Below are 19,625 nucleotides of genomic sequence, written 5' to 3' on the forward strand. Positions count from 1 at the left end.
GATACGATTAGTCCCATCTTCGCCAGAAGGAAAGTGATTTATACGAAAGGATTAAGAAATCTCCTTTTTATTTTGGAATACCGCCGGCACCGGTATGGAAGCCCATTTCGGCGTGTTGTGATCAATCCGGACAACAACCACCGTCATATCGTCTTCGATTTGGCCGGAACGCGTTCTGATGACCTCTTCCATTAATATATCAGCGATTTCCTGCGGATCTTCGGTTTTCAGCCCTTTCATTTTCCGTTTCATCCACAGGTCGTGGTTTTCAACGTGCTTCGGTCCTTCAAAAATACCGTCACTCATCATGACGAGCAGATCTCCCGCTTTTAACTGTTCACTTACAACCTCCACATCAAATTCATTGATGATACCGATCGGCAGATTGCTGGCCTGCACTTTCATGACTTGATCTCCCCGCTTGATAAAACTCGGCGTTGAACCGACCTTCAAGAATTTGCAGCTTGCATCCTGAAGATCAATGATAGAAAGATCGAGAGTTGAGTAGATTTCGTCTGTCGTCCGTAAAGACAGAATACTGTTGATCGTTTTGATCGCTATTTTTTCATCAATACCTGATTCGAGAATTTTTTCGAGCAGCTTAATCGTTTCGTTGCTCTCATAATGGGCCCTCGCCCCATTGCCCATGCCGTCACTGATCGCGGCCGCATACTTTCTCGCCCCCAGTTCCATCATGCTGTAGCTGTCGCCGGAGACAAGGCCGCCGCCTTTTGCCGCATGAGCCGCGCCTGTCGATACCCGGTACGATTTGGTCGAACCGAACGCAACATGGCTGTAGCCATTCGGATGAGCCGAGTGCTGTTCGCTTTTGACAAGTATCTGCTCCTCAAGAATGTCAGACAGCATCGGGGCGATAATTTTCTCACTCTCGCCGTGTCCTCCGCTGAACGGGATTGTCATTTCGATATCAATATTGCCCTGCTCCAAGCTGTATATCTCGACATGCTGAATCTCGATTCCGAAATGCTGAAGCGCCTCTATCATTTGTTCTTCCTGAATAAAATGCTGCTCCCTCTCCCGTTTTATTTCCCGAGAAAAGTCCGCCATGACCTCAGAAACCCCCAACAGCTGCTCGGCAACAAGCCTCCTGCTGTCCTGAACTTTTCTCTTCAGTGTCAGATGGGCGTGATGGTGGGCAAGTTCGTCCTCAATCAGCTCTTCCACCTGTCTGGATTTGGAACAGTGCTGTTGAAACTCTTTTTTCAATCTGCGGTTTGAGGCATACTGCTTTTCTTCTGTTTCATGCATAACTTGTTTCATTAAGTCATATGTTTTATCAAAGTTTTGAACCCAGCATTTGCTTTTTTTATAGCAGGATTGGCAGGAATGCTCGGTGATTTTGCTTAAAAAGAGATCCACTTCCCCTTCTTCCGCCTGCTCATCGGAAGACGTCTGATGAAAGGTGGCGAAGCTCTCCGACAAGGCATGAAACACATTGGAGAACTGGTCTACTTTCTGGGCGGTGACATCTCTGATTTTCCTCGCGTACTGCTGCTGCTCCTGACTGTGCTCAGCAGTGCCCGGTATGTATCGCGCCACCTTTTTCGTAATCGATTGGGGCGTAATCAAAAACAAAACAACGGCAATCAAAGATTCATAAAGAGTGGTCATTAATCCGGCAGACCCTTCTCCATATAATGAAATCAGCAGTGAGCCGATCACCAATCCGACTGCGGCGCCGGCTTTCTTTCCTTCTTTCAGCAGCCCGCCAAGAAGCCCGGAAAACGCAAGCAGACTCATTTGATAGAGATTCCCGATATTCGCAAGCCCGAGGATCAGTCCGGTCACAACACCGACCGTACAGCCGATGCTTGCCCCGCCGACAAAGGAAAAACTCAGCACGACATAGCGGGCCAGGATATGCTCAGCCTGCATTCCCTGAAATGAAACACCGGCAAGCCCGGTTAAAACAGATGCGATCAAGATCATAAAACAGATGATTTCTTCTATTTTTAACGATTGCTTCACTTTTTTGATCGTGAAAATCGGCAGGCTTTGCAAAAAGATCAGCGTCAAAATAAAGGCCAGGCCCGCCTCGACAACAGCCATCACATAATCATAGGTGGTAAAAGCGCCGCTTTCAAAATAAACAAATCCGATTCTCGCGGCAGCCATAGAGAAAAACACCACGATCGGCAGCATCTTCACCCGGTCCTGCACGATATATGTACCGATTTTTGAAAATAGAGTGAAGACGGCCAAAGCTGTGAGAATCAATAAAGAGTGTTTCGGCGAAATGGTTAAAGCGCCCGCAAGCAAAGACAGACAAGCATAGAAGGCTTTATCTCTTCTGATCAAAAGCATCGCTCCGAAAAACGGCAGTGCAAACGGAAGAACCTCAGATAATATGAAAGCCCGTCCAAGTAAAAAACCGATCACGACATAAATGAAACCCTTATAGAAAAAAAGTGAATGCGCTTGATGGACTGTAAGCTTTGCCGCCTTTTCAAAAAACGATTGCAGTTTTTCCAGAGCTTGTCCCGCCATCGGCCCGTTCACTCTTCTTTCCGCTTTTTCCATTGCTCTCATCCCCCACCTGTTTTATTCGTTGCTTGTCATTATAAATGAAAGCCCAGATAGGATTTTGTCAAAAGAAGGTAACAATTCCAAAGAACTCTTCGACGCTTTCTCCCTTGTTCCCCTTTCCTTTCGTATTTCCTCCGACATTTCTCAAAAAGTTGTCTAAATATGAAAAAATCGGCTTCTGCAACAGAAGCCGATTCGCTTGATGACCCGTACGGGATTCGAACCCGTGTTACCGCCGTGAAAGGGCGGTGTCTTAACCGCTTGACCAACGGGCCAGATATATATGGTAGCGGCGGAGGGGATCGAACCCCCGACCTCACGGGTATGAACCGTACGCTCTAGCCAGCTGAGCTACACCGCCATATAGGTGCTTATAAGCACAAGTTATATAATACAAAGGTTTCTTCATTCCGTCAACAGAAACTTCAAAGTTTTAATTTTCTGACTATAAAGGCGCATACAAAAAAAGCACCCGCTGGGATAGACGGATGCTCCATGTATTTATAGAAAGCAGCAAGTTATCCTCTTCTTGCTCCGCGCCCTCCACGTTTTGATTCCGTGTTTCGTTTTAAAGATGATAAGCGGTCTTCGCTATCTTTAAGAAACTTGTTCATTTTCTGTTCAAAAGATTCTTTCGGACGGAAATCATTTCTAGGTCTGGCTTGCGGACGGTCTTTAGCTTTTTTAATTGATAAACCAATTTTCCCGTCTTTTTCAACGTTGATGACTTTCACTTCAACTTGATCGCCGACTTTTAAATGCTCGTTAATGTCTTTTACATAATTATCGGCTACCTCACTGATATGAACGAGACCGGTTGAGCCTCCAGGCAATTCAACAAATGCTCCGAAATTTGTAATACCTGTTATTTTCCCTTGCAACTTGCTGCCAACTTCAATCGACATAAAAAAAGTGCTCCTCCTTAGGCTTATAAAAAGATCGTTTGTTTAATTATACCTAAATAAAAATTTAAGTGTCAACAAGGCTACTTGCTCTTCTTTTCTACATTAAAGAGAATCTCACCATTTCCTGACATAAACAAGTCTCTTCTGGCAAGCTCTGTGACGTAATCCTCATCCTTTAATTTGGAAATTTCATCTTTTAAATCAGCCTGTTTCGCATTCAATTCTTTTACTTGTTTTTCCAGCTGAGCCTTTTTTTCTTCGTTTGCGCTAAGGGAAGAGGTCTGTGACCACAGAGAACCCGCTAAGACAATAGCCGTCAACAACACAAGGGCGCCGAATACGATCAACCGTCTGAAAAGCCCTTTCCGCCTTCTTTTCATAAGCTGGGATTGCCGTTCAACCTGCTCTTTATAGTCGTTTTGAATTTCAGTTATTGTACGTTCCCTAGATAGATTCAAACCAGACGGTCCTCCTTTCACCTTTTCAAAATACGTATCATGGTCGATCTGATTGTTATGATTAGTTTCTTGCTCTTTTGTAAAAATCCTGCACTTTTTTGAAAATATCGTTTGAAAGTAAGACGCCACTTTTCAGGAAGAAGTTTCAATAATTGTTTCAACAGGAAAAACAGCGGATACAGCAAAAACGCTACGATCTTAAAAAGACACTTCGCAAAAAAGGCACTCACCCGATAGGAGTATAAAGAAATAACCGTGATCAGCCCGATGAGCAGCTTAAAGAGCAGAAGCACCGGACGGAACAGCACGTGCTGAATGAGCTTTTTTGCGAATTGGTAAAGAGACACCGCAAGATGAATGGCAAATTTCAGTATTTTTATATACATTCGTTTAAACAGGCTTTGGTACGTCGCAATACCCAGTAAGACAGCCAAGAAAATGTATACCCTGAGTTCTCCTTCATTCACGTTGAGCAGCACATAGAAAAACAGCAGACCTTGTACAATCCAAAAGAGAATGTCATGAATGAATAACAGCCATCTGGCCGTTTTGGCGCGGCTGACAAACAGCCTGTATGTATCAAGCGACGCTCCGAGCCAGGCGCCCATACCGGTCATTGCCAGCATCGTATAAAATTGGGTCGTCAGCGTCATTTAAACAACTTGCTAAAAAACCCTTTAGCTTTATCCCCTTGCTGCTCGTCTAAATATACAAGGTCAAACACCCTGCCTTTTATAGATACAATCCCTTTTTCCACATCAAGGTTTTTCATCTGCAGGTTCTCGCCTCTGACGGAAAGCATTCCCATAACCGTTTCCAGCAAAAACTCTTCGTTATCAAAACTTTCCACATGCTTGACGCCCGAAATGTCTAAATGCTTTCTCCCTTTCATCGTTACATCATGCTGTTCCGGAACAGAAGAAGAACCTTTTTGCTCATAATATGAATTCATCTATTCAGCCCCCATATCCTCGATACTTTTAGCATTATTACTGCATTGTATGAGGCGGGAGCCTTGTTTAGAACAAGCCTATTCGCCGAGTTTTTCTTCTTTGACGATTGTATACATGCCCGCGGCTTCTTCTTTTTTCGTTGTTTCTTTCAATTCATTTACCTTCACGGTGACAAGCTTCTGCCCGAAGCGGACCTTCAGTTCATCACCGGCTTTTACGTCTGAGCTGGCTTTCGCCTGATTCCCGTTAACGGTGATTCTCCCTTGATCGGCGACCTCTTTCGCCAATGTGCGGCGTTTAATTAATCTGGATACTTTTAAAAACTTATCAAGTCTCATATCAGAATCTCCTCTCCATTTCTTTTGCTTCATCCCACAATTTGTCCATTTCCTCAAGTGACATTGCGGTCAATTCAAGCCCCTTTGCTGCCGCTTCTTTCTCAATATAAGCAAAGCGTCTGCGGAATTTGTCATTTGTCATGGCGAGCGCTTCCTCAGGCTCAATTTTATAGTATCGGCCGATATTGACCAATGCAAATAAAACATCGCCGAATTCAGCTTTTAAGCTGATTTCATCTGCTGATTCGGCGGAAGCCTCTGCAGAAAATTCCTTCAGCTCTTCATTTACTTTATCCCATATATCCTGAACGTCATCCCAGTCAAAGCCGGTTTTTGCGGCTTTTTTCTGAAGCTTGGCGGCTTTCGCAAGAGAAGGCAGGGTTTTCGGCACGGCATCCAGCAATGAAGAAGATGTTGTTTGCTTTTCCGCCTTTTTGATTTCTTCCCAGTTGGCGACGACATCATGTTCATCCTGAACCTTAACATCCTTAAACACATGCGGGTGCCGTCTGACCATCTTCGCACTGATGTCTCTGATGACATCATCAATTGAGAAATACCCCTCGTCTTCTCCGATCTGGGCGTGCAGCATAACCTGAAGCATGACGTCCCCGAGTTCTTCTATCATGTGATCCGTGTCCTCTTCGTCAATGGCCTCAAGCAGTTCGTAGCATTCCTCAATCATATATTTCTTTAATGACTGGTGTGTCTGCTTTTGATCCCACGGACAGCCGTTCGGCCCGCGAAGCTCGCGAATAATACTTCGGAATGCAGAAAATTCCTGGTAAAGGAGTTCTTCTTTTTTAATCGGCGGAACATACACGCTTGTTAAGTTATTTATTTCTACATTGCGGTCAAGTTCAAACAAAGGCACCTTGGTCATCTTTTCTCCCTGGCTCCCGGCTGCCGTAACGATGACCACTTCATAGTCGTCAGGCAATTTCTCCATGAGCGTCAGCTTCACCTCAGAGGCCGTCATTTGGTCATAAACCTGGCAGATGATCAGGTGATGCCGGAGTTCGAGCTCATCCGGCGTCATTGTTTGCGCATCCGTAAATTGAAACCCTTCAATCGGATCAATTCGCAATGCATTAAAAGTGGCATCCAGAAAGCTTTGCCCTCCGGCAGTATGAACAGCTATCTGTTGTTCTTCCCGGCGTTCAAATAACAGCTGAACGGTTTTCTCAGCGACAAACGGATGCCCGGGTACAGCGTAGACGACATCTTCTTGCTTCGCTTTTTCAAACAGAATGTCCGTGATCTCTTCATAGACCGCTTCAAACTGATCATGTTTTTCATAAATATCATCAAAATACCGGATGTCCGCTTCCGTCTCTTGCTCTAATTCCGAAATCAAAGGGTGGTCTTTCGTTCTTATATATAAATGCTTCGCCTGAGTCAGCAGCTTATGTACGCCCACTGTCAACTGATCCATGTCTCCGGCGCCGAGGCCGACGACCGTAATATTACCTGCCATGTTTTTCTCTCCTCTTTTTCAATTTGCTTAAAGCACTGCCGAAAGGAAGGCCGCTCAGCTCTTCGTCCGTGAAAATCTTCATTCTTATCATACAATAAATAAACAATAGCCCTCCGATGACTGACGCAGACAGACTCTCACATACAGCTCCGCCCCTGCTGACGGGAACAAATAACTGCCAAAGCTTCATATATACGAGCAGAAAGAAGACCATCAGCAGACTGCACCAGCACAGACGGGCAATCACGCCTCCGATATTCGTCAGCCAGCCCTTCGACCAAATTCTCCGGAGATTCAAGCACGCAACTGCGGCGAATGCCAAGACGGTCGCCAGTGCCGCTCCTGTAATACCCCAGCCGGGGACCAGCCAAACATTCAGCACCCATTTCAGCGCCCCTCCCGCCAAAACGGATACAGCGGGGAAAACGGTATGTCCCGCTCCTTGCAGAATCGCGGCTGCCGTAAGCGCAATTGAGGCAAAAAAGATAGATAAGCTGAATATTTGTAAGGTCTGCGTCCCCTCACTGTTTTGGAAAAGCATGATATTCACCGGTTCTAAAATGCAAAAAAGCCCGGCCGATGCGCCGATCCCTACCGCAAGGCAGAGCTTGACGGCTGATGTCGCTTTCTCTTTTATGATAAACGGCTTGTTCCCATGCACCGCTTTTGAAATGGAAGGAACAAGAGATGCGGCGATACTGACGGCAAACACGGTTCCCAGCTGAAGGAGCGGCTGTCCGCGGTCATATATGCCTTTCAGCTGTTTCGCAGCATGGCTCTCCGTCCCGTCTGAAAGCAGTGAATATAAGTTTAAGGCGTCTACAAGCTGAATCAAAAGCATGAGTACACTGCTGATACAGATGGTGACTGAATAAAGCAGCAGCTTTTTTACAATGACGGCCGTTTTGATATGTCCGCCGTCTTTCTTTGTTTCTTCGCGCTTATACCAGAAAACAGCCAATACACAAAGGGCCGCAAAGCTCCCGGCTATTGATCCCGAGGCCGCCCCCGCACCCGCCGCGTATAACGAGCGGCCGCTTTTTAAAAGCCAGAAGGATAAACCGAGAAGCACCGCCACCCGAAGAAGCTGTTCCGTAATCTGGGATAAGGCTGACGGCATCATATCATGCACGCCTTGGAAATACCCCCGGAAAACCGCCGTAAACGGAAACAGTATGAAAGCGAACGCCGCGACCCTTATCAGCATCACAAGGCGGGCGTCACCCATAAAACCGGCCAACGGCGCCGCGCCGGCATACATGAGCGCAAACAGAACAAGTCCGGCCGCCGTGACATAAAGGGCAGAAATTTTCATTATTTTTTGTTTATGATCGCTATAATCGTTCATTAATTTTGAGATGATCACCGGAAAACCGGATGTTGACAGCATGACCGCGATCCCTAAAAACGGATACACCTGCTGATAAATGTAAAATCCGACGTCACCGACAATATTCTGAAAAGGAACCCTGTACACGGCGCTTAATATCTTCGTCACGATGCCCGCAACGACGAGCACAATAGCACCTTTCCATGCCGATTGCCGTTTGGCGCCAACTGAATCGTTCATCCAAAAGCTCCTTCCAGCCGCTAGAAAATTACGTCTATAAAACGAGCTTATTATATCACAATCCTAACGGCCGAACCGATAGAGAGCACATATGAATATGAAAAAGAACAGCACTTGTATAAGAGCTGCTCTTTCTCCGTTTTCTTATTTCAATAATGGTAATAAGACCTACTGCTCCATTTGTCTCGCCAAAAAACTGGCTGCCGTTTCTACCGCTTTATGCTCTACTTCTCCAAGCGCCTGTTCCTTGGAAAAGATGACCACGGCACCGATAGGATCGCCATTCGCCACGATCGGAGCGATTGTATAGGAGCTCATATCTTCATCAATGTCATTCACAAGCTGCGCGGACTTCACGTCGTTTTCTACCACTGAGCTGCGCTGATCCATCGTTTTTTCGAGCAAATCGCTGATGGCTTTATTCAGAAATTCTTTTTTCGAACTGCCCGAAACGGCAATATACGCGTCACGGTCGCAAATCAAGACGGAATGGCCGAGACTGTCATACAATGCATCTGCATATTCTTTCGCAAAATCGCCAAGCTCACTGATAGGAGAATATTTTTTCAGTATAACTTCTCCGTCGCGGTCAACGAATATTTCAAGCGGGTCTCCTTCCCTGATCCGCAGTGTTCTCCGAATTTCTTTAGGAATGACGACCCGTCCTAGATCATCAATACGACGTACGATACCTGTAGCTTTCATCTCTCTGGTGCCTCTCTTTCATGTGATGATATTTAAGGGAAAGTACTAAAGCTCTTTACTTTATGTAGCTTCCGCCACTCGCTTGAAATTAGTATCCGTCACATCAAATGTAATATACACCAGAGAGTAACAATTTTTATGAAGACGCGATTGTTTCTTTCTTCACATTCTGAAGGCCTTTCAGCATGCCGAGCACGGTCTCCAGCCACTCTTCCGTTTTGCGGCCTTTCGTCTGTACTGAGATTTTCAGCTTTTTCCCTTCCATTCCCAGTCCGATCTGCCGGCCGTATTTATTGCCGAGTTCAAATAATTTCTGGCCGTCAATCTGTGCGCTGGCCTCTTCAGAAATGGTAAATCTGATCGCGTCTTTATCCTGCTTGATGAGTTCGACGCGTTCATATTTTCCGTATACCTTCATCTCAGCAACCGTAAACAGCCATTCAACTTCTTTAGGATAGCTGCCGAACCTGTCAATGATTTCATCTTGGAGCTCATTTTTCTCCTCAATTGTGGCGATTGACCTGAAGCGTTTATACATGTCGATTTTTTGCTTGCCGTCTTGTATATAGTTTTCGGGAATATACGCGTCAAGCTCGATATCGATTTCTGTCTCAAACTGTTCGCTTTTCGGAATATCGCCTTTCCGCTCTTCAATCGCTTCCTTGAGCATTTGCGAGTACAGGTCAAAACCGACTGAGTCGATAAAGCCGTGCTGCTGGGCGCCGAGAAGGTTCCCCGCTCCCCTGATCGTCAAGTCACGCATGGCAATTTTAAAGCCTGATCCCAGCTCGGTAAATTCTTTAATCGCCTGCAGCCGTTTTTCCGCCACCTCAGTAAGCACTTTGTCTCTGCGGTACGTAAAATACGCGTAAGCGACGCGGTTGGAACGGCCGACCCGTCCTCTCAGCTGATACAGCTGAGACAGACCCATTTTGTCTCCGTCGAACACAATCAAGGTATTGACATTTGGTATATCTACGCCTGTCTCAATAATAGTCGTGCTGACAAGGACGTCTGATTCCCCTTCCAGAAAATTGAGCATGACGCTTTCCAATTCATTTTCGGTCATTTTTCCGTGGGCATATGCCACTTTCGCATCGGGAACAAGCATGGAAATTTCATCAGCCTTCCGCTCGATGTCATCCACGCGGTTGTACAGGAAATATACCTGTCCTCCGCGCGCCAGTTCTCTTTCGATAGCTTCTCGTACAAGCGCGCCGTTGTATTCCACGACATATGTCTGAACAGGGAAACGGTTTTCCGGCGGCGTTTCAATAACGGATAAGTCCCGCACACCGAGCATGGACATATGAAGCGTACGCGGAATCGGCGTCGCTGTAAGAGTCAGCACATCGACATTGGCTTTGATCTGTTTGATTTTTTCTTTATGCGTTACGCCGAAGCGCTGCTCTTCATCAATGATGAGCAAGCCGAGATCTTTATAGACGACGTCTTTAGACAAGAGCCTGTGGGTTCCGATTACGATGTCTACCGTTCCGTTTTTCAGGCCTTTAATCGTTTCATTGGACTCTTTTCTCGTTCTGAATCGGCTGAGAAGACCGATGTTAATCGGATAGTCCTGAAAACGCTCCATAATGGTTTCATAATGCTGCTGCGCGAGTATTGTCGTCGGCACAAGAAGCGCGACCTGCTTTCCGTCTGCGATCGCTTTAAAGGCCGCTCGGATGGCTACCTCCGTCTTCCCGTATCCCACATCACCGCAAAGCAAACGGTCCATCGGGCGCTCTCTTTCCATATCCTTTTTAATCTCCTGAATGGAACGGAGCTGATCCTCTGTTTCCTGATAAGGGAAAGCAGATTCGAACTGCCGCTGCATTTCATGATCGGGCGAGAACGCATAGCCTTTGCTTGCTTCCCGTTCCGCATAAAGCTTAATCAGATCATCGGCAATATCCTGAACGGAGTTTTCAACTTTTTTCTTCACCCGTTTCCATTCACTGCCGCCCAGTTTATAAAGCTTCGGTTCTTTTCCTTCAGAGCCGACGTACTTCTGCACCTGATCGATTTGTTCTACAGGGACGTACAGCTTATCGCTGCCCTGATAATGAATGTTGAGGTAATCTTTATGAATGCCTTTGATTTCTAGTGTTTCGATCCCCAAATACTTACCGATCCCGTGGTTGACGTGGACGACATAGTCACCGACCTGAAGCTCGGAATAGCTTTTGATCCGTTCGGCATTTGTCAGCTTCTGCTTTCTCGGCTTTTTCTTGATTCGGTTTTTGAACAGCTCTTCCTCCGTAATGACGGCCAGCTTCATCAGCGGCAGTTCAAAACCGGATTGCAGCTCGCCTTCCATGACATAGACCTGTCCTTGCACAAGCGCTTTGGAGCTGTCCGTTTTTGCGGCTTCAATTTCGTAATCAGCCAGCACGGATGCCAATCTGTCGGTTCTGTCCTTATTTGCGCCTAAAAAGACGACGGTGAAGTTTGATTTCTTGAAGCGCTCCATTTCACCTGCGAGCACATTCATCTGCCCGTGAAAACTCTGCATCTGCCGGCTTGTCACATTCACGATATTCTGAGGGCTTGTATGCTGGACATGACGCAAAAATAATGAATAATAAATAGCCGGGCGCCGCTTTTCGCTCATAAGCTCCTGAAAGCTGAAGGATAAATGAATGTCATGCAGAATTTTCCCTTCCTCGAGCAGACTTGTCGTAAATTCGGCCTCTTCTTTTTGCAGCTGATCCTCCATTTCATGAATGCGGCTGACCTCGTCTAACAGTAACAACGTGTCTTCCGGTGTATAATCTAGCAAACTAGCAGGTTTTTCGTAAAAGTACGAGAGATACTTCACAAGTTCCTGATCAGTCTGTCCCGTTGATAACCGTTCTTTATCATGTGAGATATTGATATGAAGCATTTCCTTTTGTTTGTCCTGCTTCAGCTTTTTCAGACTGTCGGCAAGCCCTTTATCGAGCCTTTCCATTGCCCGGGCTTTTTCTTCCGCCCTGATGATCAATTCCTTCGCCGGTCCGATCGCCACATGTTTAAGCGTCTCGATTGATCTCTGGTCATCAGAATTGAAGCTTCTGATGGAATCGACCTCCGTATCAAACAGTTCAATTCGCACCGGATGCTCCGACGTCAGCGGATAAATGTCGATAATTCCGCCGCGAATACTGAATTCACCGGGTGCAGAAACCATATCGGAACGCTCATACCCCACCTCTACAAGGCGCGCGGACAGCTGGTCCGGTTCTATATCGTCTCCGAGTGAAATGACGAGCTGGCTGCTTTTCCACAGCTCCTTCGGCGGAAGCATTCTTCTCACTGCCGCAACGGGCGCCACAACGACCGGCGCTTCTCCGTTTGTTAATCTATTAATGACATCAAGCCGCTGAGCGCGCAGTTCAGGACTCGCTACCGCAATTTCTGAAGAAATCAATTCATTCACGGGGTATAAAAAAACAGATTGATCCCCGAGAAGCGCCGTCAGATCTTCCGTCACTTTTTGGGCCTGATATAAATTATGGGTGATAAAGAAAATCGGCCTTTTCGTTTCTTGTGCAAGGGCGGAGGTAAAAACAGAACGCGCGGAACCTGACAGACCCGCAAGCAGCTGTTCCTTCAGCCCCTCATGTAAACCGTTGACAATGGATTTAAAATCATCGCTTTCTTTAATAAAGGTTTGAATGTTGTCCATATGGGCCCTCCTCTCTATTTTCTGCAAGAACAGAAAAACGCTTTGGTCTAGAATCTACACCAAAGCTTCTTATTGAATAAATGTGTTGTGTTCATGGTAGTGCGGATTGCGTTCCAGCGCCTCTTGGCAGTCTTCACAAATTGTAAGAACATGGACATCTCCATTGTCTTTATATGAAATCATATCGTTTCTTTCCTCATTTGTTAAGTGCTGAAATCCAAGTGACTGTGTCGGCACCGTCGAATATTCCAGGCTCCCTACCTTAAAGCCGCAGTGGCGGCAGAAATAATGCAAAGCCATACGTTGGACCTCCTGATGTGAAAAAATCATTTTTCCCTAGTATGGTCTCCCATTATTTATCTTATACATTTGCATTAAATTCGTTCATGACTTCTAAAAATGGTTTCGTTAAGGAAGCTTCGCAGGCTTTTACGGTTTTTGAGACGGCATCATTGATATGCGGCGCTTCTTCCTTCGTAAAAGCTCCCAGTACATAGTCAACGACTTTCATTCCGTTAACGGGGCGGCCGATTCCGATTCTGACCCGGTCAAATTCAGGGGTTCCGAGGTGCTGTATAAGCGATTTAATTCCGTTATGTCCCCCTGCGCTCCCCTTCGTCCGAAGCCTGATTTTTCCCGTCGGAAGATCAAGGTCATCGTATATGACTTTCAGATCTTCATGATCGGCATCATAATAATCCAGCAGCGGCCGCAAACATTCTCCTGATAAATTCATATATGTAAGCGGTTTAACAAGTAGAACTTTTTTTCCGGAAACAAACCCCATTCCGTAAAGTCCGTTGAATTTCGTTTTATTCAGTTCAATATTCCATTCTTTAGAAAGCTCGTCAATGGCCATAAAGCCGACATTATGTCTCGTGTTCTCATAGGTTTTTCCCGGGTTACCGAGACCGGCAATCACAAGCATCGTAAATCCTCCCTCAACATCGCTGTAATTCTTCTCATTCTAGCACAAAAGACGTAACCTCGGGCGGGTTACGTCTTAAAGCGCTTATTGATTTTCTCCTTCGGGCTCTTCCTCAGGAGACGGTTCTGCATCTTCTTCGAATGCTTCCTGCTTAGGAGGAAGGATGGAAGCCACGACTTCTTCCGGGTCGTTTGTAAATGTATAATTGCCGTCAGCAGTCAGATCTGCGATGGTCAGCACATCATTCATTTCAAGCCCGGAAATATCAACATTGATTGTCTGAGGGATGTCCTTCGGCTTAGCCTTGATCGAAAGCTCATGCAGCGGCTGCTGGATAACGCCTCCGTCTTTGACTCCTTGCGCCTCTCCCGTCAGCTGAATCGGCACCTCGGCCTCGAGCTCCTCACTCATATTCACGACTTGAAAATCGGCGTGCGTCAATTCGTTTTTGAGCGGGTCTGTCTGAAGATCAGTCACCATAACCGATTGCTGATTTCCGTTGACATCAATTGTGATAATCGTGTTTTTTCCTTCGTCCCGCAATGTTTTAAGCAATTCGACACTGTCTAAAGAGACAGGCGTATTCGTTATTTCTTTACCGTATATAATCCCTGGAACATGTCCTGAATGACGGATTTTCCGAAGCGTCGAACGTTTAAAATCTGTTCTTTCATTTGCTTTTAAAGTTGCCATATTCAGCACCATCCTAATTATCGTTTTATCGTCCTATTAGAACAATACCCACAATAACTGGGATTTAAACCTTAAAGTTTCGGTTTAGCTGAATAAATAGCTGACAGATTGTTTCTCGTGAACGCGGATAATCGCTTCAGCCAGAAGCGGTCCGACAGAAAGCTGCTTAAAGCGGTCGATTTTTTTCTCATCAGGAAGCTTAATGCTGTTCGTTACGACAAGCTCCTTGATTTTAGAGTTATTGATCCGCTCAACGGCAGGGCCTGACAGTACAGGGTGCGTACAGCATGCATACACTTCTGCAGCTCCGTTTTCAACCAGCGCGTTAGCGGCAAGTGTGATTGTGCCGGCCGTATCAATAATATCATCGATCAGAATCGCTGTTTTTCCTTCCACGTTACCGACGATGTTCATCACTTCCACCTCATTCGGTCTAGGACGGCGTTTGTCGATAATCGCGATCGGCGCTTTCAGACGGTCCGCAAGTTTGCGGGCGCGCGTCACACCGCCGTGGTCAGGAGAAACAATAACGATATCTTTCAAGTCTTTACCTTCAAAGTAATGGCCTAAAATCGGAACACCCATTAAGTGGTCAATCGGAATATCAAAGAAACCTTGAATTTGCGGCGCGTGTAAATCAAGCGCAATCACGCGTGTGGCACCCGCTGTTTCAAGCAGGTTTGCAAAAAGTTTTGCCGTAATCGGTTCACGTGATCTTGCTTTTCTGTCCTGGCGCGCATAACCGTAGTACGGAATCACAATGTTGATTGTTTTCGCGGAAGCGCGCTTTAGAGCGTCAACCATAATCAGCAATTCCATAATGTGCTCATTAACCGGCGCACTTGTAGACTGAATGATATAGCAATCACAGCCGCGAATACTTTCTTCTATGTTGATCTGGACCTCTCCGTCACTGAATCTTGTAACAGAGCACTTTCCTAATTGAACCCCTACATTATCCGCGATTTCTTTTGCAAGTTCTGGATTTGAATTCAAAGAAAAAATCTTTAAATTCTTATCTCCGTATTCGTTAGACATGGTAAACCTCCGATTTTAGGATTATTTTTTATGAATATTTTTCACATAATCTTCTTTATTTACTTGTCTTGCTCTGGCAATGGCAAGCGCTTCGCCCGGCACATCTTCAGTTACGGTTGAACCCGCAGCGACGTACGCGCCTTCTCCCACTGTGACAGGTGCGACCAGATTGGAGTTGCAGCCTATAAAAGCGCCGTCTTCAATCTTGGTTAAATATTTTTTCTTCCCATCATAATTGACCGTGATGGAGCCGCAGCCCAGATTCACATCCGTGCCCACTTCGGCATCACCGATATAGCTTAAATGAGATGCTTTGCTTCGGTCGCCGAATTTTGTTTTCTTAATTTCAACAAAGTTTCCGATCTTCACTTCATTGCCGATTGCGGAATCGGGTCTGATGTGAGCAAAAGGACCGATATTTACATCATTCCCAACTTTGCTGCGGTTGACAACGGATTGTTTAATCACGGTGCGGCTGCCGATTGAACTGTCCTCTATCTCAGTGTGAGGGCCGATGACACATTCATCGCCGATTTCAGCTTGTCCCTTTAACACAGTTCCGGGATAAATAACTGTATCTTGTCCGATGCGCGCATCAGGTGAGATGTACGTATTCATCGGATCGATTAAAGTGACTCCGTTCTGCATATGCCGTTTGTTAATTCGCTCTTTCATATACATTTCAGCCTGAGAAAGAGCGACTCTATCATTCACTCCGAGCGTCTCTTGGAAGTTACCAGTCTGGTAAGCGGCAACAGTTTCGCCTTCGTCTTTGAGGATTTCGATCACATCCGGCAGATAATACTCGCCTTGGGCATTTTCATTCGAAACCTGTTCGATGACACGAAAAAGAGCCTCGTTATCAAAACAGTACGTTCCCGTGTTGATTTCTTTCACAAGACGTTCTTGCTCCGAAGCATCCTTGTGCTCCACGATTTTTTGAACGGCGCCGTCTTCACTGCGGATGATTCTTCCGTATCCGGCGGGATCGTCGGCAACGGCCGTTAACACCGTGGCTTTTGCACCTTTGTCTGTATGTTCATTCAGCATGGCTTCCATCGTCTCCGCCGTCAGAAGCGGTGTATCGCCGCAAATAACGATCGTGACACCCTTTTCTCCGTGAAGAAATGGTTTTGCCTGCTTGACCGCATGAGCCGTACCGAGCTGTTCTGCTTGGAGAGCGTAATCGCTTTTCTGTCCGAGCTGCTTCTTCACATCTTCGGCGCCGTGTCCTACGATGGTGACAAGCTTCGCTAAAGATAATTTCAGAGCTTCGTCTGCGACGTGCTCTACCATAGGCTTTCCGCATACCGGATGAAGGACCTTATAAAGCTTCGATTTCATTCTCGTTCCTTTTCCGGCAGCTAAAATCACTGCAAACCGCTTATCCATTTAATGGCCTCCAATATCCCTTTTATCCATAGAAAAATATATCCTAAATAGCTGTTGATTTCAAGAAGACATCAAAAAGTGCAAGAATTTTCTATGTAATCGCTTTATTACTGAAAAATCAGATTTAAAAAAGGACTGCCGGAAAAGGCCTTGTGTCAGCCTTTATCAGCAGTCCTTACATTTTGTTATGTTTAAGAAGCCCCGGCTTCTTCATATTCTAATGCTTCAGAATCACCCAAACGATGATACTCATTTAAAACAGCATCCTGGATCTTGCCCCGCGTGCTGGAATTAATAGGATGAGCAATATCGCGGAATTCTCCATCAGGGGTGCGTTTACTCGGCATCGCAACGAAAAGACCATTGTTTCCATCAATCACACGAATATCATGTACGACAAATTCGTGATCCAGCGTGATGGATGCAATCGCTCTCATGCGACCATCGGTATTCACGCGGCGTAATCTTACGTCAGTAACTTCCACAGTAGTTCACCACCTTTTCCCTATATAAAAGCATTAGTCTAACAATTCCACGATTCTTTTTAAATTCCTGCACGTTTCAAAAAGTTTTTTTGAAAATATAGGATATACATACACAATTAGGTGATAAACCATATTTGGGGATCATATACTGCATAAAAAAAGTGATCCCGGAGACCGGAACCACTTTTCTGAGATTTAAGATTTCACCAGCGCAATGACTTCAATTTCCACGAGAGCGTCTTTCGGCAGTCTCGCCACTTCCACACAAGACCTTGCCGGCTTATGTACATCAAAGTATTGTCCGTACACTTCATTCACTTCCGCAAACTGCTCCATATCAGCAATAAATACCGTGGCTTTGACAACCGTCTCGAGAGAAGCGCCCGCTTCTTTCAGCACAGCTTTTAAATTGCTGAACACCTGATGCGTTTGTTCTGTGATATCACCGTTTACCATTTCTCCTTCAGCAGTAAGAGGAATCTGGCCTGAGCTGTAAAACATGTTGTTTACGATGATTCCCTGTGAATATGGCCCGATCGCTGCCGGCGCGTGTTTCGTATGGATTGCTTTTGTCATTTTTCTGTCTCCCCATTCTTTAAATGCTGTTCTTTAAAAAATCGCAGAAAATTGCCGTTTTGAATCTCAATCGTTTTGTCTTTCATATTGATGGTTGAAAGCGTGAGCAGTGACATGTATTCATCGACAAGCCGTTCATTCACTCCCTCGGCTTCAACCAAGACGCCTATTCCCGCGACGTTTGCATTAAACTCATCAAGCAGGCTGATCATGCCGTTAATGGTGCCGCCGGCTTTCATAAAGTCGTCAATAATCAAAACGTTCGAACCCGTAGCCAAACTTCTTTTCGCAAGCGACATTGTTTGAATGCGGTTAGACGACCCTGATACATAATTGATGCTCACCGTGGAGCCTTCAGTCACTTTATTGTCCTTTCGCACGATGACAACCGGAACGTTCAGATAACTGGCCGCTGCGTAAGCAAGAGGGATTCCTTTTGTCGCAACGGTCATCACCACATCAATCTCCCGCTCCGCAAAAACGGAAGCAAAAAGCCTGCCTACATGAGAGAGGACAGATGGTTTTCCTAAGATATCCGTTAAATATACATAACCGCCCGGAAGGATACGCTCAGGATTTACTAAAGACTGTCCCAGCTCCTGTATAAACGCTTCTGCTTCAGCCTGTTTCACTTTCGGAATGTATTTGACGCCTCCGGCAGCTCCCGGCACTGTAAGCAGCGTCCCAATGCCTTGCTGTTCAAAGGTCTGTTTAATAATCGTTAAATCTTCACTGATTGATGACTTTGCTGATTGATACCGTTCTGAGAAAAACGTTAACGGTATTAATTCATGCGGATGGGTTAACAAATAATTTGTTAAGTCCACCAATCTGCCGCTGCGACGAAACTTCATGAACTTACCCCCAAAATCCGAATAATTTAAAAATAATATAACTTAACATACGGATTTAATCAAGAGCATTCTGTTCGCCGATCATCCGCACCGCGTACACTTGATCACAGAAACCTCTTAACCCGTTATAAATCCGCTGCACCTTTGATTCGTATTGAACCAAACCGAATACAGTCGGTCCGCTTCCGCTCATTAACACCGCATCAGCGCCGAAGCGTTTCATTTGATTTTTAATCATCGCCACCTCGGGATGGAGGCTGAGCGTAACCGACTCCAATACGTTCCCTAATTGTCCGCATACCTTTTGGAAGCTTTTTTCTTCAATCGCGTCAATCATCGCCTGCACATCAGGATGCCGAACCTGCTGTAAGTTCAGCCGGCGGTACACTTCGGCAGTCGATACCCCGATCGTCGGTTTGGCGAGCATGACCCAGCAATGAGGCGGAGCACTGATGTGCCTGATCTTCTCACCGCGTCCGGTTGCCAGGGCAGTGCCTCCGTATACACAGAAGGACACGTCTGAACCGATTTCAGCTCCAAGCTCTGCAAGCTCTTCGACAGAAAGCTTTAAATCCCAAAGTCTGTTCAGCCCTCTGAGCGTGGCTGCCGCATCGCTGCTTCCGCCGGCAAGCCCTGCCGCTACAGGGATCACCTTTGTAATCATAATCGAAACGCCTTTTTTGACTTGAAACCGTTCTTTAAGCAGTTTGGCTGCCTGATAAGCCAGATTCCTTTGATCATCCGGAACAAAGCGATTATGCGACGCCACTCTGATAACGTTTTCGGGCAGTTCTGTCAGTTCAATCCGATCTGCCAAATCAATTGTCGTCATGATCATCTCCACTTCGTGATAACCATCCGGGCGTTTACTCGTCACATCGAGGGACAGATTGATTTTGGCCGGCGCTTTTTCTAAAATACGCATAGCTTTCACCTACTTCTCCATCTAAACATAAGTATGAACATTGTATCACATTTGGAGACCCGGAGGTACTTATCCGAAATTGACGCCGGTTTCGACAGCCGATAGAAAAAA

19 protein-coding genes and 2 tRNA genes are annotated in these 19,625 nt (G+C 45.9%); all 21 read right to left on the minus strand.

What is annotated here, in order from left to right:
• Positions 1-51 precede the first annotated feature (51 nt).
• Positions 52-2,541 carry a stage II sporulation protein E gene (gene spoIIE, locus ACWJJX_RS18520; RefSeq protein WP_004264625.1) on the minus strand — a complete coding sequence of 830 codons (2,490 nt, stop codon included), beginning with the start codon at positions 2,539-2,541 and terminating at the stop codon, positions 52-54.
• A gap of 209 nt (positions 2,542-2,750) precedes the next feature.
• Positions 2,751-2,822: transfer RNA gene (locus ACWJJX_RS18525), tRNA-Glu, on the minus strand.
• 9 nt (positions 2,823-2,831) lie between these two features.
• A tRNA-Met gene (locus tag ACWJJX_RS18530) sits at positions 2,832-2,908 on the minus strand.
• Between the two features lie 157 nt (positions 2,909-3,065).
• A complete protein-coding gene (locus tag ACWJJX_RS18535) occupies positions 3,066-3,452 on the minus strand; it encodes a S1 domain-containing RNA-binding protein (RefSeq protein WP_004264630.1) in 387 nt (128 codons plus the stop codon).
• An 80-nt stretch (positions 3,453-3,532) separates the two neighbouring features.
• Complete coding sequence (gene divIC / locus ACWJJX_RS18540; RefSeq protein WP_004264632.1) at positions 3,533-3,910, minus strand: cell division protein DivIC; 378 nt, start codon at positions 3,908-3,910, stop codon at positions 3,533-3,535.
• A 17-nt stretch (positions 3,911-3,927) separates the two neighbouring features.
• A complete protein-coding gene (yabQ, locus tag ACWJJX_RS18545; RefSeq protein ID WP_004264635.1) occupies positions 3,928-4,563 on the minus strand; it encodes a spore cortex biosynthesis protein YabQ in 636 nt (211 codons plus the stop codon).
• Positions 4,560-4,862 (minus strand): sporulation protein YabP, encoded by a 303-nt coding sequence (gene yabP / locus ACWJJX_RS18550; RefSeq protein ID WP_004264638.1) that lies wholly within the window; start codon positions 4,860-4,862, stop codon positions 4,560-4,562. Before yabP ends, yabQ begins: the two co-directional genes overlap by 4 nt.
• Positions 4,863-4,940: 78 nt before the next feature.
• Positions 4,941-5,201 (minus strand): RNA-binding S4 domain-containing protein, encoded by a 261-nt coding sequence (locus ACWJJX_RS18555; protein WP_004264639.1) that lies wholly within the window; start codon positions 5,199-5,201, stop codon positions 4,941-4,943.
• 1 nt (position 5,202) lies between these two features.
• Positions 5,203-6,678 (minus strand): bifunctional methyltransferase/pyrophosphohydrolase YabN, encoded by a 1,476-nt coding sequence (locus ACWJJX_RS18560; RefSeq protein WP_102422417.1) that lies wholly within the window; start codon positions 6,676-6,678, stop codon positions 5,203-5,205.
• On the minus strand, positions 6,668-8,248 hold the full coding sequence (locus ACWJJX_RS18565) for a putative polysaccharide biosynthesis protein (protein WP_146283878.1): 1,581 nt from the start codon (positions 8,246-8,248) through the stop codon (positions 6,668-6,670). Before ACWJJX_RS18565 ends, ACWJJX_RS18560 begins: the two co-directional genes overlap by 11 nt.
• Before the next feature lie 168 nt (positions 8,249-8,416).
• Positions 8,417-8,953 carry a stage V sporulation protein T gene (gene spoVT / locus ACWJJX_RS18570; protein WP_004264646.1) on the minus strand — a complete coding sequence of 179 codons (537 nt, stop codon included), beginning with the start codon at positions 8,951-8,953 and terminating at the stop codon, positions 8,417-8,419.
• A 136-nt stretch (positions 8,954-9,089) separates the two neighbouring features.
• On the minus strand, positions 9,090-12,623 hold the full coding sequence (gene mfd / locus ACWJJX_RS18575) for a transcription-repair coupling factor (RefSeq protein WP_187954880.1): 3,534 nt from the start codon (positions 12,621-12,623) through the stop codon (positions 9,090-9,092).
• Between the two features lie 69 nt (positions 12,624-12,692).
• The gene (locus ACWJJX_RS18580) at positions 12,693-12,923 is read right to left on the minus strand and encodes an anti-sigma-F factor Fin family protein (RefSeq protein ID WP_004264650.1); all 231 of its coding nucleotides are present in this window, start codon (positions 12,921-12,923) and stop codon (positions 12,693-12,695) included.
• A 61-nt stretch (positions 12,924-12,984) separates the two neighbouring features.
• Positions 12,985-13,551, minus strand: a complete 567-nt coding sequence (pth, locus tag ACWJJX_RS18585) for an aminoacyl-tRNA hydrolase (protein ID WP_004264652.1) — start codon at positions 13,549-13,551, stop codon at positions 12,985-12,987.
• A gap of 84 nt (positions 13,552-13,635) precedes the next feature.
• Positions 13,636-14,244, minus strand: a complete 609-nt coding sequence (locus tag ACWJJX_RS18590; RefSeq protein ID WP_165409952.1) for a 50S ribosomal protein L25/general stress protein Ctc — start codon at positions 14,242-14,244, stop codon at positions 13,636-13,638.
• Positions 14,245-14,328: 84 nt separating this feature from the next.
• Positions 14,329-15,282, minus strand: coding sequence for a ribose-phosphate diphosphokinase (locus ACWJJX_RS18595; protein WP_004264656.1), 954 nt, complete (start codon positions 15,280-15,282; stop codon positions 14,329-14,331).
• 21 nt (positions 15,283-15,303) lie between these two features.
• Complete coding sequence (glmU, locus tag ACWJJX_RS18600) at positions 15,304-16,674, minus strand: bifunctional UDP-N-acetylglucosamine diphosphorylase/glucosamine-1-phosphate N-acetyltransferase GlmU (RefSeq protein ID WP_070081261.1); 1,371 nt, start codon at positions 16,672-16,674, stop codon at positions 15,304-15,306.
• 191 nt (positions 16,675-16,865) lie between these two features.
• Complete coding sequence (gene spoVG, locus ACWJJX_RS18605) at positions 16,866-17,159, minus strand: septation regulator SpoVG (protein ID WP_004264660.1); 294 nt, start codon at positions 17,157-17,159, stop codon at positions 16,866-16,868.
• A 195-nt stretch (positions 17,160-17,354) separates the two neighbouring features.
• On the minus strand, positions 17,355-17,735 hold the full coding sequence (gene ridA / locus ACWJJX_RS18610; protein ID WP_004264663.1) for a 2-iminobutanoate/2-iminopropanoate deaminase: 381 nt from the start codon (positions 17,733-17,735) through the stop codon (positions 17,355-17,357).
• Entirely contained in the window at positions 17,732-18,589 is an 858-nt protein-coding gene (purR, locus tag ACWJJX_RS18615; protein WP_004264666.1) for a pur operon repressor, read from the minus strand. The genes ridA and purR overlap by 4 nt, the downstream gene beginning before the upstream one ends.
• A gap of 55 nt (positions 18,590-18,644) precedes the next feature.
• Positions 18,645-19,514, minus strand: a complete 870-nt coding sequence (gene ispE, locus ACWJJX_RS18620; RefSeq protein ID WP_004264668.1) for a 4-(cytidine 5'-diphospho)-2-C-methyl-D-erythritol kinase — start codon at positions 19,512-19,514, stop codon at positions 18,645-18,647.
• Between the last annotated feature and the right edge of the window lie 111 nt (positions 19,515-19,625).

It is taken from the genome of Bacillus sp. YH3-2-B2, assembly GCF_053663335.1.

Excerpts from the sequence above, each read along its gene's own strand:
- spoIIE (WP_004264625.1), bottom strand. The coding sequence starts at position 2,541 with ATGGAAAAAGCGGAAAGAAGAGTGAACGGGCCGATGGCGGGACAAGCT.
- ACWJJX_RS18535 (WP_004264630.1), bottom strand. The coding sequence starts at position 3,452 with ATGTCGATTGAAGTTGGCAGCAAGTTGCAAGGGAAAATAACAGGTATT.
- yabQ (WP_004264635.1), bottom strand. The coding sequence starts at position 4,563 with ATGACGCTGACGACCCAATTTTATACGATGCTGGCAATGACCGGTATG.
- yabP (WP_004264638.1), bottom strand. The coding sequence starts at position 4,862 with ATGAATTCATATTATGAGCAAAAAGGTTCTTCTTCTGTTCCGGAACAG.
- ACWJJX_RS18555 (WP_004264639.1), bottom strand. The coding sequence starts at position 5,201 with ATGAGACTTGATAAGTTTTTAAAAGTATCCAGATTAATTAAACGCCGC.
- ACWJJX_RS18560 (WP_102422417.1), bottom strand. The coding sequence starts at position 6,678 with ATGGCAGGTAATATTACGGTCGTCGGCCTCGGCGCCGGAGACATGGAT.
- ACWJJX_RS18565 (WP_146283878.1), bottom strand. The coding sequence starts at position 8,248 with ATGAACGATTCAGTTGGCGCCAAACGGCAATCGGCATGGAAAGGTGCT.
- spoVT (WP_004264646.1), bottom strand. The coding sequence starts at position 8,953 with ATGAAAGCTACAGGTATCGTACGTCGTATTGATGATCTAGGACGGGTC.
- mfd (WP_187954880.1), bottom strand. The coding sequence starts at position 12,623 with ATGGACAACATTCAAACCTTTATTAAAGAAAGCGATGATTTTAAATCC.
- ACWJJX_RS18580 (WP_004264650.1), bottom strand. The coding sequence starts at position 12,923 with ATGGCTTTGCATTATTTCTGCCGCCACTGCGGCTTTAAGGTAGGGAGC.
- pth (WP_004264652.1), bottom strand. The coding sequence starts at position 13,551 with ATGCTTGTGATTGCCGGTCTCGGTAACCCGGGAAAAACCTATGAGAAC.
- ACWJJX_RS18590 (WP_165409952.1), bottom strand. The coding sequence starts at position 14,244 with ATGGCAACTTTAAAAGCAAATGAAAGAACAGATTTTAAACGTTCGACG.
- ACWJJX_RS18595 (WP_004264656.1), bottom strand. The coding sequence starts at position 15,282 with ATGTCTAACGAATACGGAGATAAGAATTTAAAGATTTTTTCTTTGAAT.
- glmU (WP_070081261.1), bottom strand. The coding sequence starts at position 16,674 with ATGGATAAGCGGTTTGCAGTGATTTTAGCTGCCGGAAAAGGAACGAGA.
- ridA (WP_004264663.1), bottom strand. The coding sequence starts at position 17,735 with ATGACAAAAGCAATCCATACGAAACACGCGCCGGCAGCGATCGGGCCA.
- purR (WP_004264666.1), bottom strand. The coding sequence starts at position 18,589 with ATGAAGTTTCGTCGCAGCGGCAGATTGGTGGACTTAACAAATTATTTG.
- ispE (WP_004264668.1), bottom strand. The coding sequence starts at position 19,514 with ATGCGTATTTTAGAAAAAGCGCCGGCCAAAATCAATCTGTCCCTCGAT.